Raw genomic sequence first — 13,998 nt, forward strand, 5'->3', positions numbered from 1 at the left:
CCCCCCCCCCCCCCTTTTTCACGCAGACGACGACATACGAGATCGGGGCGGTAGTCTCGTGGGCTCGGATTTGTGTATAAGAGACAGCCTCGCGATCTTTTAAAAGATCGCGAGGCAAGCTCGCTCCTACATTAAACGGTGGGGTAGTCGAGATCAGGTGTCTTGTTTGTCTTGCAGGACTTCGACAGTTTTGGCGTCCAGGTCGACATCCCACTTCACGCCTTTGGCGTCGCGCAATTCAACTTCATACACCAGCTTGCCGTAGGAGTGGTCCAGCTCGGTGTCGAGGATGGTCGCGCCGGGGTGCTTGTCCAGAGCCGCTTGGTTGAGCTTCTCAAAAGCGGCGATTTCGCCCGATTTGAGCAAGCCCGGAATATGGTCCGGGCGCACATCGGCTTGAGCCAGGCCGGCAGTCAGGGTGAGGGCGGTAGCAGCGAAGATGACGTTAAGTGCTTTCATGGTTAATTCCTCTTGGGTGATCTGTTTAGGTGGGATCAGAGTAACCATGGCAACTTAATTCACCCTTAATTTTGCCCTTTGCCTGAAACCAAAGGTGTGACGTACCCTTGGGGTCATTAGCGTCCCCGCCAGAGGGATGAGCGTTCACCTTGTGTGTAAACCATCGTTTCCAGAGAGAGGTTTACCATGCGCATCACTTCGCAACTCATCTGCCAGGCCGCCGACGAGCTTCACGGTTTTGTCGGATTCAATCGCAAGACGCAGCATTACATCGTGCGTTTTAGTGAGGACTCGTTCGGAATGGATGTTGCCGACGACGCCATCACCCCCACCAGCGAGTTTGTCTGGCAAGCCGTCGGGGCCGACACCATGATCCTCAAGCGCGAGTTGATTCAGTTGTTGCTGGATCAAAATATCGACGATCGCCTCAACATCACCGAACCCTTGCGGGTGTACATGCGGCGCGAGGATGTACCGGAAATTTCAGCGGTGCGTCGTTGCCTCAGCTAAGGCTCGCCCAGCACGGTGTTTGCCAGCAGGTCGCCAGAGCCGATGCTGATTTTATTGCGGCCCGTGTTCTTGGCGATGTACAGCGCCTTGTCGGCCTCGTTGAGCCACATCGAGGCGTCGGTGAAGGCCGCTTGGCATGAGGCCAGCCCGATGCTCAGGCTAAAGCGCAGCTCGGGTGCATCGGGGTAGCGAAAGTCGCAGCAGCGGTGGCGCAGACGCTCCATGATTTCTTGAGTCTGCGCCAGCGAGCGGTTGGGCAAAATCACGCAAAACTCATCGCCGCCATAACGTCCGGCCAGGTCTTCTGCGCGCAGGTTTTCCTTGAGCGCAATGCTGAACTGGCGCAGTACGCTGTCGCCGACAATATGCCCGTAGGTGTCATTGATACGTTTGAAGTGGTCGATATCAATCAGCGCCAGCGTGGCGTCCGCGTGTGTCTGCTTGCAGGTATGGAAGCTCAGTTGCAGCAGGTCTTTCCAGGAACCGTGATTGAGCAGGCCGGTCAGGCTGTCGGTACGGCTTAGGGCGCTGAAGGCACGCTTGTGCGCGGCGAGGGTGGTGGCCATTCGATAACTGATCAGGCCCACGGTAAACGGGTAGAGGATCAGAATGGGCAGGCACGCATAGAGTTGTATCGACGTGGTCTCAGGGTTGAAGGCAATCCCGAACATCAGCCATGAGATGACAATGCCCACGCATTGCGCCACGAGCCCGCGAAGCAGCATTTTTGCACCGCCGACCGCCACGTTGTTCATGGTCATCATCGACACAATTATGATGGCCGGCAGAGGATTGAACTGCAGGGTGGCAGCCCAAAAGCCGCCCAACACAGAATCCATCAATATGTTGCGGCGTTCGGCGCGATACGGGTATTGCGAGCGGGAAGAGCGCAAGTAGGCCAGTTGTGGCCAGACAAAACCCGAGGCGAAAAACAACACCCAGACCCAGGTGGGCATGTTCAGAGGGTACAGAACCGGCATAACGCACAGGCAACCAATCCCCAGGCCAAAGGTTCGCGGCACATAAATGCGCCGTGAAAATGACAAACCTTTACCTCTTTGAGTGTTCATAGGTATCTGCGCAAGGTGTTGAGGCACGGAATGCCACCCCCACTCGTTAAACGCCGCCGTGTCGGTTTAACGTGCAGGTAATGTCGGTCATTGATGCTGGCATTCTGCCTGAGCTTTTAGGGGAATAACCTTAAAACTAGCGCCTCGATGTTAGAAAATGACGATTGACCTTCTGCGGTTCAAAAAACCAGCGTAATAATTGCACTTTGTCTTCTGGAGTCTTTGAAGCATGCCAATCGAGTCTTCGACAAAGGCTGAGCTCAAGCCTGCCGAGCAGCATCAAGGGAAGTTTCGAAATCAGGGTGTCAGGCCAGCCGCAAGCCTGGGCAAAACCTTGGGCATTTTTTGGAAGATGCTGTTTCAAAAGCCTTCAAACACCCGGCCCGCTGCAGCGATTCCGGTTACTCCGCTGAGCCGCGAAGCGCTGGACATAGCGCCTGACTTCAGTGTGTTCCGGCTGGGGCACTCCACCTTGTTGCTCAAGCTCAAAGGCAAATTCTGGCTGACCGACCCGGTGTATGCTGAGCGTGCTTCGCCGTTTCAGTGGGCCGGGCCCAAGCGTTTTCATGCTCCGCCGATCACCCTGGATGAACTGCCACCGTTGCAAGGCGTGATTCTGTCGCATAACCACTACGATCACCTTGATCAGAAAACTGTGCTGCAACTAGCGGCCAAGACCCAGCACTTTTTGGCCCCGCTAGGGGTGGGCGACCTGCTGATCAAGTGGGGCGTGCCTGCCAATAAAGTACAGCAACTGGATTGGTGGCAAGAAACACAACGTGACGGCATTCGGTTTGTCGCCACGCCGTGCCAGCACTTTTCGGGTCGAGGGCTGTTTGACCACAACGAGACCCTGTGGGTGTCGTGGGTGATGATTATTGATGACGTGCGGATTTTCTTCAGTGGCGACTCAGGTTACTTCGACGGTTTTAAAGTGATCGGTGAGCAGTTTGGCCCCTTTGACCTGGCTCTCATGGAAACGGGAGCCTACAACGTTGATTGGCCCGATGTGCACATGCAGCCTGAACACAGCCTGCAAGCCCATATCGACTTGAAAGGCCGTTGGTTGCTGCCGATTCACAACGGCACTTTTGATTTGGCCTTTCATGCCTGGTACGAACCGTTTGAGCGCATTGTGGCGTTGGCAGCAGAACGTAATGTGCTTATCTCGACGCCTGCCATGGGTGAGGCCTTTAACCTGATGCAACCCCACAAAGGCCGCGCCTGGTGGCTTGGCGTGCAAGCCACCGACGAAGTGCCGGCCAAACAGGCCAGCCTCTGAGGTGCGGGCGGTTTACTCGATCAGGGCGAAGTCCTCCCGGCCCATTGGGTCGGGCGTGGTGCCGCGAAAGTTACTGGCCCAACTTGGCGCAAAGCCCGGGAAAAACACCAGGCCTTCGGCTTCAAGGGAATAAGCCAGGGCCAGGAGAGTGACATCGCGCACCCGTTCGGAGGCTTCAAACCGTTGAATGGCCGGCACCGAGACCTTTGACTTGTCGCTCAGCTGTTCGAGGCTCCAGCCGAGCAGTTCCCGGGCTTGCGCACAGTGCAGCGGGGTGAATTGGTTGATGATGATGCGTTCAAACGTGTTGCGCATGGCTGAGTTGGGCATGGGGAGATCTCCAGGGCTGAGTCAGTGCTTGAAAATATACTGTGTTTTTATACAGTTGTTTTCGAGGTCGATCAAACTCATTTTTTGAATCAGTGCGGGCGCCGAGAACCCGTGATTCAAGCCCGTTTGCGCGGTAAGCAACGGTCGAAAACTTCGATATAAATCATTCTGCGCAACCGGCGTAGCCTCGCAAAGCTCGTCAACTGCTACAGGGTTGGGAGCCGACTTTTTTGTCGCGATCTTTTGATCTTGAAAACAAAAAGGGCCACCTCGCGGCAGCCCCTTTTATCAGCAGTCAGTTCAAGCCCGGAATCAATCCCAGCTCAACGCGCCGCCAGTCTGGTATTCGATAACCCGCGTCTCGAAGAAATTTTTCTCTTTCTTCAAGTCCATTATTTCGCTCATCCATGGGAATGGGTTGGTAGTGCCCGGGTATTCTTCTTTCAGGCCGATCTGCGACAGGCGGCGGTTAGCGATGAACTTGAGGTAGTCCTCCATCATGGCCGCGTTCATGCCCAGTACACCGCGTGGCATGGTGTCACGCGCGTATTCGATCTCGAGCTGAGTGCCCTGCAAGATCATCTGGGTCGCTTCTTCCTTCATTTCAGCGTCCCACAGGTGCGGGTTTTCGATTTTGATCTGGTTGATCACATCGATGCCGAAATTCAGGTGCATGGATTCGTCACGCAAGATGTACTGGAACTGCTCGGCAACGCCGGTCATCTTGTTGCGGCGACCCATCGACAGGATCTGGGTGAAGCCGCAATAGAAGAAGATGCCTTCCAGAACGCAGTAGTAGGCGATCAGGTTGCGCAGCAGTTCTTTGTCGGTTTCAACGGTGCCGGTTTCGAACTTCGGATCGGAGATCGAACGGGTGTACTTCAGGCCCCAGGTTGCCTTTTTAGCGACCGACGGGATCTCGTGGTACATGTTGAAGATCTCGCCTTCATCCATGGCCAGCGATTCAATGCAGTACTGGTAGGCGTGGGTGTGGATCGCCTCTTCGAACGCCTGGCGCAGGATGTACTGGCGGCATTCCGGGTTGGTGATCAGGCGGTACACGGCCAGCACCAGGTTGTTGGCAACCAGGGAGTCAGCAGTAGAGAAGAAGCCCAGGTTGCGCATCACGATGCGACGCTCGTCGTCAGTCAGGCCTTCCGGGTTTTTCCAGAGGGCGATGTCGGCGGTCATGTTGACTTCTTGCGGCATCCAGTGGTTTGCGCAACCGTCCAGATACTTCTGCCAGGCCCAGTCGTACTTGAATGGTACGAGCTGGTTAAGGTCGGCACGGCAGTTGATCATCATTTTTTCGTCAACGGCAACTCGAGCGCTGGCGCCTTCGAGTTCTGCCAGGCCTTCAGCGATGTCGAGCTTGTCCAGGGCTGCTTTGGCGCGCTTGATCGCTGCCGAGTCGGTAGCGGTGACAGCACGGGCTTCCTGGGCCGCAACGCCGCCAGCTGCGTCCAGGCGGTCCATGTTGGCTTCGGTTGCGTGGCCTGCGTTGGCGCCTTTAACAGCGACTTCGCCTTCGTCTTCTTTGTCGAATTCGTCCCAGCTCAGCATGACGTGTCGTCTCCTGCGTGAGGGCCTTGTGCCCGTGTGGTAACACTGATGGTTTGGTTTGCACACGGCCCATAGGCCACTTGGATCTAAGAAATGTTGCTGCAGTAGCGGTTTACGCACGCATAAACATGAATGTGTTCGGGGCCGACCCGCTGTCGCTCGGGGGATGCAGTAACGATAGCATCTCGCCCTGGCCTTTAAAGCCGGAGCAGCTTGGTGGTCAGCCCGCTCAGGGTGTTAGCACCCTTTGGAGGGCCGAAGTATACGGGGTTTGTACAGGGTATTTCAGCCAGTTTTTTTTCGGCCGATGCGACGAAATGACCTAAATTTGGCCTGGACTTCAACGCAGTGGCGGCCGGGCACGGCTTTCCCGGCTGAGGACCGGTCGCCCGTTTTTTTCATGAGCATGTGCGTAAGCGTGGGAGGGGGCAGCCGATATCTGTATAGATCTATGTAGTGCCTGTCCAGGCGGCAAGACTCGTAAGGTCTTTTTCATCAGGGCGCGTGACGTGGATAACGCGTAACTGCCCATCCATGAGAAGGTCGCCAAGATGAGTCAAACAGTACCGTTAAAGTATTACTCGGAAAATTTTATAAAATCGGACTTTGAGCGATGTACGAATTCGGCGCTTGCTGATGGACTGATCACCGGCGTTGAAAAAATCTGGCTTCAACAGGCCTTGGGGACTTATGCGGTCAATACAGTGCCTGCGATTGCCCCGCTGTATGTGAGTCAAGTAGCGTTAGCGCGAGCAGATGACCAGCCGGAATATTTACGCGGGGCATTTGTACTTGCTACCGGGGTGCTACCTTCGGGCACTTATTATTTTTATACTTTAATGACGGGGATTCATAAGTTTCTGAGCTGGGCTGATTTAGTCAGGGCTATAAATAAACAGTTTATCGTGAATGATAAATCCCCTCTTTTACACTGTGTTCCTTTGGCCAGTCGGCATGCTTTATTGGGCGACGATGTGATAAATGTGACGTTGTTACCGCTGGAGCTACCCATTTTCAAGACTCTCAGCCAACTCTTTGAACGCTCATTGGGAAATGATCAGTTTGTCGTCCATCAAGTGGTGTCGTACATACCTTCAATTCGATCTGTTCTATTTGACAGACTGAAGTTCAAGCAGGAAGAAAGAAGGCAGGCCACTCCGGCAGACTGTGCAGGGAGTGTTATTACGAGTGAAATGACAATTAATAGCTCTTTGGTGGATTGGGCGTTCGAATATTATTTGAAAAAAGCGCTGCCCAAGCATGAGGGCTTTAGCTATGCGCCCCGTTTGCCCTGCGGCAGTGAACGTGGCAAAAGCAGTGCTGAGATAGAGTTGGAGTTTGTCAGTTTTCTCCACGCCTCTACCCATGATTTGGTGAGCACGTTTAGTAAGGCCATAGGCCAATACTGGAATGAGTCACGAGGATTTTTCCCCAGCTTAAAGGTATGTGTGCATGACACTTTGAGTGAGCGTCTATATAGCAGTCTTATGCAGGCGCAGCATGATGGAACACTCTCTGCCCTGGACGTAAAACAGTTGCAAGAACGTATGCAAGGCGTTGATGTGTCACACGTAGAGCTTGCGTTGATACACCTTAAGCAAGCAGCGGATGCCCCCGTTGAGTTGGTAGCCTGGTACGGTCTTTTTATTGGCGGTGTCGATGGTCGATTCGTTGTGATGGGGGACCGGGGGCTGGAAGTATTTAACAATTGGTCGCATTTTCAGCGTGTCACATCCCCTCGCTTCAACGTGTTGCTTCCCAAGGAAGCCGAGAGCGGCCCGCCGTTGCCTGATGATTATCTGAGTCGGTATGTAGCGCGAGCGGACAGTGTTCGGTGGAGCGCTTCAAACCCTATCAGCATGGGGTATACCGTGTTGCATGACGATTTGTACGCAGCACTGGAATCTCAGATTTATAAAAAAGTGCTATCCGATATGGAGTACTTAATTGAGTGGTTGGAAGTTAAACGTATTTATGCAGAATCTTTAACATCTGCGGATTATGCAAGTACCGCATTGGCCGTACTGGACGATGCGCTCAATATAAAGACATTGCTGAATCCTGATCAATCCATCCCCTTTGACAGTTATCGTTGGAGTTCCCGATTTTCACTGGGTGAAACCATGGCTGAAACAACCGGTGAATTGCTTGATCAGCTTAACGTTCCGATTGATCTCATTCGGCTGCGTATTGAGACGTTGGAGCAGGCGGTAACAACAAAGCTATCAATGTTTCCCACCGTGAGCGACTTCTGCAAAAAAAAGTTGGCTGAGCTTTGGCAGCTTAGTGGGCGAGACTTACTTGACCCTGGCAATATTTCGGTAAGCATTATGGGGCCAGAATCTAACGCATCCTCAGCAGACGTGCCTGCCATGCCGTTGGTTGATGCATTTTTAGAGCATGTGACGGGAAAACAACCTTTACCTGCCGAACCCGCGCGAGTCCGGTTTGAGCGGGCAGCAGGGGCGGCAGGGCAGGTCGCGTATTTTGCTGCGGATGAGAATCTTGTTCTTCATGGTGTCTTGCTTAAGTTGGCCGATGATTTTGCTAGCCAATTTGAACTGTACCTTGAGCGGTCCGTCTTTAAAGATCAGTTACCAGCGGGTAATACGTTGCTGGATGATCTGGTGCAACTGAAATCTCAGCTGTTATGGGCGGGTGGATACTACTTTTTTGGTCATGACAAACGGCTTGGTCAGCAGGACGTTGGTTGTTTGACAGCGCTGCAGACTTATAGAGTGAGATCGGAGCGGCCGTCCTATTATTATTTTGTGCCCGAGGTTTACCGGATATCGGTGAATGTGAAAAGCCTCAATTTTACGGCGTTTTTAGAAAACTGTTTTTTGATTACCGAGAGGGGCGGGCTCCAGCCAGCCTGCGCGGGACATGCTATTTTTTGGTCCCCAGCACGACAGTACGAAGCATTTAATTCAGTTGATGAATGTCGCGCTGTATTACGACAACGTATTCTGGATCCTGTTGAATATGTGGAGTTGACAAACACGATTAATAGTCTTCAGCGCGCCGCTATTCTTGAAAGTAAAGCGTTGTTGAGTTTGACCGATGATTTGTTTTATTTTTCTGTTGTTGAGGATGACTACTTGCTGGTGCTGGAGAACAGCCGTCTACAGCACCATCTTGATGACGCGCGGCGTGCTTATCATCAAGGCGTTGTTGCAAGGCTTTCTAGTCAAGAGCTTCAAGACAGTGTTGATAACTATATTGTCGCCATTGAGGCCGGTTTTAACGTGGCATCGGTACTGCTTCAAGCCGATACGGTAGTGTTTGAATCCGCCCTGCCTGAGGTGTTGGCACACGCCACAATAAAAGAAAAACATGACTATGCGCGTATTTTGCAACGTTACCGTAATGCGGTGGTTGATGATCGCGATTATTTGCATGGCATTGTGGGGATTGACGAGTACACGGTCAACGCACTTAAAAAACAACTGGCCCTGGACTTTCCAATGCAGGCGGTGGACCCGCAAGCCGTTAATGTCATTATTACTCAAGTGAGTTCGCCTGCTTGGTCGGGAGAAATCGCATCGCTGGGCAGTGCGGTTTCCAGTACAAGTCAAACATTGAGCGCGTATGCCTTGCGTGGGTTCGGTCAATTGACAGGTCATCTGACCTTTTCGACGTCGGGGAAGGTGTCGCTGCCAAATGGTTTTAATGAGGACTATGTAAAAGCGTTAGTCAGACAATTAAACGTCGGTGAAAATTATCGCACCTTGCTTGAAAATAAATTGGTAGTGGATGCGGGGGAGTCCAGTGAGCGCTTAAAATTGTTTTGTGCTCAGTTGCCACCACAGATTCTGGAAATGGCATTCCGGGATAAATTGAAAGGTGCGCTCAGTGAAAAGGCTTACTGTTACTTGGAACATGTGCTCAATAGTCCTGATGCAATGGCGCGGGAATTGTTTGAAGGTCATCGTATCGTTATGCGCCCTCTTGCTCTGCGGTCCAGTCCCGATGCGGTGCCTGATGAGGTCAGTGGGATATACCTGGTTGGGCCTGATGCCAGGGTGCCGGGTCCATTGGTAGTAGTTGTCATGTATAGCCGTGAATATTCAATTAAAGAGTACCCTGATGAGGCGAGTTTTGTAGCGGATATCATTAATCGGGAAATTCTGCAAACTCAACTATTAAATCGCCTGAACCCGTGGCAACGTAAGGTATACGCGAATGGTGGATTTAAAGAGCCACATATTAATTATATTAGCCAGGATTTTTTCAGTATTGATCTGTTCGAGACGCCGGCACCCGTGACGATTTCGCAGGATGACTACACGGGAAATTTACTTTCAAAAATGTATAAGGATAATTGCCAGCAGTTGCTGGACATGGCGAAATCTCAATCGGTTACCACGGCTGAGGCAGGTTGGGCTTCTTTCAAGGAGTTGTTGTCATTGGTCATGGCAACTGTGATCCAGTTTATGCCCGCACGGTTGGCTATCCCTTTGACAATATGGCAAACCCGAGACACCTTGAAAGCGGCCGCGAGTGCCGCGTCCCAGGCTCACTGGGGGGAGGTCGTAACCGAGTTTGTGACCAGCCTGTTGATGCTCCTGACGTTAAGGCAGCCCAGAGCAGCAGAGCGCAATGGGGGCACGACTGAAGTCAAGTCCTTAGACTCAGCTTATGGATCACCTCCCGTATCCAAGGGGGCAGGTGGGCAATCACGTTTGACGGCACAGTATGGTTCAGCGCTTGAGCCCTACATAGAACATGCGGTTTCCTTGTCAGAGTTAAAGCACGAGCCGCTGACCGATATCTATCAGCATGGAATGACAGAAAAATATTACGCGGTCGTGCTCGGCAGGGTATTTGAAATACAGCTTTTGGAAAGACGCTGGCGTATCTATATCGGTGCAGATCAGGACGGACCGGCCCTGCGTCGCGACACTACGTCTGAACGGTGGGAAGTTGATATCAGAGAGCCGCTGGCCGGCGGCGGGCCGATATTCAGCAGGCATGAAGTCGCGCATGGTACGCAGGGCTTTATCAAAGAAGCCATCGGCATGGCGCAGATTCGGGCGCTCTATCCAGACAAGGCAACGGCCCTCCAGGAGGCCCATCAACGCGCGGTCAGTTATTTGAATGAGGGGCGCGAGGTTCTCAAACATATCGATGACAGTGACGCAGTTTCCCAGGAGCATGCTGCGTGGTTGATAAATTTTCTGGGTGTTTCTCGCTTGACCGCGGTTCAGATCCAAAGAATAGATTCAGTGATCGAGCATGTTTTAAGCCGTTTGATCAAGCCCTCCATGAACCCGATGAGTTCTAAACGGTATGTAGTAGGTCGTTGCAGTGTTTACGACCCGCGTCCAGTTGCTTTTGTGACTCAACTGGATAAACGCAAATATATCTATTTTTTTGAGAACTTTTTTAATACCCAATTAGACACTCGTCAAGCCGGCACGATGGACGAGCTTAGAGTGACTATGCCGTCCTTTGATTTCAATACACATTTCAGAGCGACCACGCTAATTCATGAACTCTGTCATCAGGTCGCGGGCGCAGAAGATATTGCTTACATGAACGCGAGTCTCCCGTTTGTTGAGTTGTTGACGGATGCGTTGCCGCTGACAGCCCATTCGGCAACTCCTAACAGAGTCTTGCAGGCACAGGCCCTGTCGGCACACACAGCGCGTCATGATTTATTTAAGATGCAAGGTTCAAGACTCACACCTAAGGCGGATGTCAGCTTGCGAGTGTCTAAACATATTATGAAATTGACGGGCGCACTGACGCTGGATCATGCGCGGGACATATTTATGAATAATGAATCAAAGCGCGCAGAAGTCATTCTTTCGAATGCCGACTCATTGGCACTGATTATCAGTCGATTGGGCGGGGGGCGGGAAAACTATAGCGTGATCAGACCTGGGCCTTAGCCTCTATCACTGAGTGAAAAGCCGCGGCGGGCTGCACTGTCATTAATGTGCGCCCTGCCGCATATCGCTGGGGGTAGTGTGTTCTTTAACCGTTGGAGCAACCGTTACCCATGACACGGTATTCGAGAGTGTGCTTGATGCCTTGCGAGTCTTCGTAAACCATGCGGGCCGGTACTACTTCGCAAACATTTGGGATTTCGCTCATGGAAATCACTTTGGCAATATCCAGTTCGGAAGAGTAGGAATAGTGTTCTACAACCGGTTGCTGGTGCGAGACCTGAGTACTTGCTTCATCAGCAAACGCGCTAACACACACACTGCTGAGGGCCAGAACTAACAACGCTTTCATTTCGTATTTACCTGTCTAGGGTCGAGTAGGGTCACGCGGCCCTTGTGAGGCTGCGTGTGAAACTTGGTTTAAGTAAGAGCGATTAAACATGCCTTCGTGGGGGCTGTAACTTGCGTTAATCGCAGTGCCTTGGTTGGCGAGGTGGATTTTAGGCCGCTGCCGGGCGGGCATATAGAGGGGCTTTTGATAAAGACTGTTGACAGATTCTGCAACAATCGTCGAAAACAGGCTGTGTTTACAGGTATTTCAAATCCGTCGGCGCGGGGTAAAGCGCTGTAAGCATCGATCTTGAGCCTTGCGCGGAAAAACCATGGTTTTTCTGGGTGTTTCTTACTACCAACGTCGAATGGATCTCACGCCAAGGCCCGGCTAAAACAGGGTCATAAAACAACAACTACAAATATAGAGGTATGAAACATGAGTGCCGCTTCCCTGTATCCCGTACGCCCTGAAGTTGCAGCCAATACGCTGACTGACGAGGCGACCTACAAGGCGATGTACCAGCAATCGGTCATCAACCCGGATGGCTTCTGGCGTGATCAGGCCAAGCGTCTGGACTGGATCAAGCCGTTCACCACAGTGAAGCAAACCTCGTTCGACGATCACCATGTCGATATCAAATGGTTTGCCGACGGCACTCTTAACGTTTCCTACAACTGCCTGGACCGCCACCTCGCCGAGCGTGGTGATCAGGTCGCGATTATCTGGGAGGGCGACGATCCTTCTGAACAGCGCAACATTACCTACCGTGAACTGCACGAAGAAGTGTGCAAGCTGGCCAACGCATTGCGCGGCCAGGACGTTCACCGTGGTGACGTCGTGACTATCTATATGCCGATGGTGCCCGAGGCGGTTGTCGCCATGCTGGCCTGTACCCGCATTGGTGCGATTCACTCGGTGGTGTTCGGCGGCTTCTCGCCAGAAGCGCTGGCCGGGCGGATCATCGACTGCAAATCGAAAGTGGTGATCACCGCTGACGAAGGTGTGCGTGGCGGCAAGCGCACGGCGTTGAAAGCCAACGTCGACGTGGCGCTGACCAACCCAGACACCTCCAGCGTACAGAAAATCATCGTGTTCAAGCGCACCGGCGGCGACATCGCCTGGTACAAGCACCGCGATATCTGGTACCACGATTTAATGGCCGTGGCTTCGACCCACTGCGCACCCAAAGAAATGGGTGCCGAAGAAGCCCTGTTCATCCTTTATACCTCGGGCTCAACGGGCAAGCCGAAGGGCGTGCAGCACACCACCGGTGGCTACCTGCTGTATGCCGCGCTGACCCACGAGCGCGTGTTCGATTACCGTCCGGGCGAAGTTTACTGGTGCACGGCGGACGTGGGCTGGGTCACCGGCCACACTTATATCGTCTACGGCCCGTTGGCCAACGGCGCGACCACCGTGTTGTTTGAAGGGGTGCCGAACTACCCGGACATCACTCGCGTGTCGAAAATCGTCGACAAGCACAAGGTCAACATCCTCTACACCGCGCCCACCGCCATTCGCGCCATGATGGCCGAAGGTCAGGCGGCGGTTAAAGATGCAGACGGTTCAAGCCTGCGCTTGCTGGGTTCGGTGGGTGAGCCGATCAACCCTGAGGCCTGGAACTGGTACTACACCACGGTCGGCAAAGAGCGCTGCCCGATTGTGGATACCTGGTGGCAGACCGAAACCGGCGCGTGCATGATGAGCCCGCTGCCGGGCGCCCATGCGCTCAAGCCGGGGTCTGCTGCGCGGCCGTTCTTTGGTGTGGTGCCGGGGCTGGTGGACAACCTGGGCAACCTGATCGAAGGCGCGGCCGAAGGCAATCTGGTGATTCTGGATTCGTGGCCGGGCCAGGCACGTACTCTGTACGGCGATCACGACCGTTTCGTCGACACTTACTTCAAGACTTTCCGCGGCATGTACTTCACCGGCGACGGCGCGCGCCGCGATGAAGATGGCTACTACTGGATCACCGGTCGTGTGGACGACGTGCTCAACGTGTCTGGCCACCGTATGGGCACGGCAGAAATCGAGAGTGCGATGGTTGCCCACTCCAAAGTGGCTGAGGCAGCTGTTGTCGGCGTGCCCCATGACATTAAAGGGCAGGGCATCTATGTCTACGTCACCCTTAATGGTGGCGAAGAGCCGAGCGAGGCGCTGCGTCAGGAGCTGAAAAACTGGGTGCGCAAGGAGATCGGCCCGATTGCTTCGCCCGATGTCATCCAGTGGGCGCCGGGCTTGCCGAAAACCCGCTCGGGCAAAATCATGCGCCGTATCCTGCGCAAGATTGCCACGGGCGAATATGACGGCCTGGGCGATATCTCGACCCTGGCGGATCCGGGCGTGGTGCAACACCTGATCGACACCCACAAGAGCATGAAGGTCGCCTGACGCCTCCTTCGTTGTAAGAAAGCCCCGCCAGGCGTTGTCAGGCGGGGCTTTTTATTAGGCCGATCAAATCCCCGCCCAACCTTCTGCGGCTCTTATCAAACATAAAATAACCCATTGTTTTTATTCAAAAAAACTACCCAGCTTTTTCAAGCCTCCATCCCAGCT

Annotated in this window: 9 protein-coding genes; 4 read left to right on the forward strand and 5 right to left on the reverse strand. The window is 53.3% G+C overall.

Annotation, left to right across the window (positions count from 1 at the left end; all coding sequences use genetic code 11):
* Positions 1-153: 153 nt before the first annotated feature.
* The gene (locus AAEZ03_RS24320) at positions 154-459 is read right to left on the reverse strand and encodes a PepSY domain-containing protein (RefSeq protein WP_278940243.1); all 306 of its coding nucleotides are present in this window, start codon (positions 457-459) and stop codon (positions 154-156) included.
* Between the two features lie 186 nt (positions 460-645).
* Here AAEZ03_RS24320 and AAEZ03_RS24325 point away from each other — a divergent pair, with 186 nt between their 5' ends.
* Positions 646-969: a DUF2025 family protein gene (locus AAEZ03_RS24325; RefSeq protein WP_278940245.1), complete on the forward strand. Its 324-nt coding sequence runs from the start codon at positions 646-648 to the stop codon at positions 967-969.
* Here AAEZ03_RS24325 and AAEZ03_RS24330 read toward each other — a convergent pair.
* A complete protein-coding gene (locus AAEZ03_RS24330; RefSeq protein WP_350582136.1) occupies positions 966-2,039 on the reverse strand; it encodes a diguanylate cyclase in 1,074 nt (357 codons plus the stop codon). The two genes, AAEZ03_RS24325 and AAEZ03_RS24330, sit on opposite strands and share 4 nt — an antisense overlap.
* 229 nt (positions 2,040-2,268) lie before the next feature.
* On the opposite strand from AAEZ03_RS24330, the gene AAEZ03_RS24335 reads away from it, so the two are divergent.
* The gene (locus AAEZ03_RS24335) at positions 2,269-3,321 is read left to right on the forward strand and encodes an MBL fold metallo-hydrolase (protein WP_350582138.1); all 1,053 of its coding nucleotides are present in this window, start codon (positions 2,269-2,271) and stop codon (positions 3,319-3,321) included.
* A gap of 12 nt (positions 3,322-3,333) precedes the next feature.
* Here the strand turns inward: AAEZ03_RS24335 and AAEZ03_RS24340 are convergent, their stop codons facing one another.
* Positions 3,334-3,651, reverse strand: a complete 318-nt coding sequence (locus tag AAEZ03_RS24340; protein ID WP_048367892.1) for a helix-turn-helix domain-containing protein — start codon at positions 3,649-3,651, stop codon at positions 3,334-3,336.
* 312 nt (positions 3,652-3,963) lie between these two features.
* Positions 3,964-5,214 carry a ribonucleotide-diphosphate reductase subunit beta gene (locus tag AAEZ03_RS24345; protein WP_048367891.1) on the reverse strand — a complete coding sequence of 417 codons (1,251 nt, stop codon included), beginning with the start codon at positions 5,212-5,214 and terminating at the stop codon, positions 3,964-3,966.
* Positions 5,215-5,765: 551 nt separating this feature from the next.
* Between AAEZ03_RS24345 and AAEZ03_RS24350 the strand changes: the two genes are divergently transcribed.
* Positions 5,766-11,111 (forward strand): dermonecrotic toxin domain-containing protein, encoded by a 5,346-nt coding sequence (locus AAEZ03_RS24350; RefSeq protein WP_350582140.1) that lies wholly within the window; start codon positions 5,766-5,768, stop codon positions 11,109-11,111.
* Positions 11,112-11,196: 85 nt separating this feature from the next.
* Here AAEZ03_RS24350 and AAEZ03_RS24355 read toward each other — a convergent pair whose 3' ends face one another.
* On the reverse strand, positions 11,197-11,460 hold the full coding sequence (locus AAEZ03_RS24355) for a DUF2790 domain-containing protein (protein WP_048367889.1): 264 nt from the start codon (positions 11,458-11,460) through the stop codon (positions 11,197-11,199).
* Positions 11,461-11,877: 417 nt separating this feature from the next.
* On the opposite strand from AAEZ03_RS24355, the gene acs reads away from it, so the two are divergent.
* A complete protein-coding gene (acs, locus tag AAEZ03_RS24360; protein WP_048367888.1) occupies positions 11,878-13,833 on the forward strand; it encodes an acetate--CoA ligase in 1,956 nt (651 codons plus the stop codon).
* The last annotated feature ends 165 nt before the right edge of the window (positions 13,834-13,998 follow it).

It is taken from the genome of Pseudomonas sp. HY2-MNA-CIBAN-0224, from assembly GCF_040310285.1.
GTDB lineage: Bacteria > Pseudomonadota > Gammaproteobacteria > Pseudomonadales > Pseudomonadaceae > Aquipseudomonas > Aquipseudomonas helleri.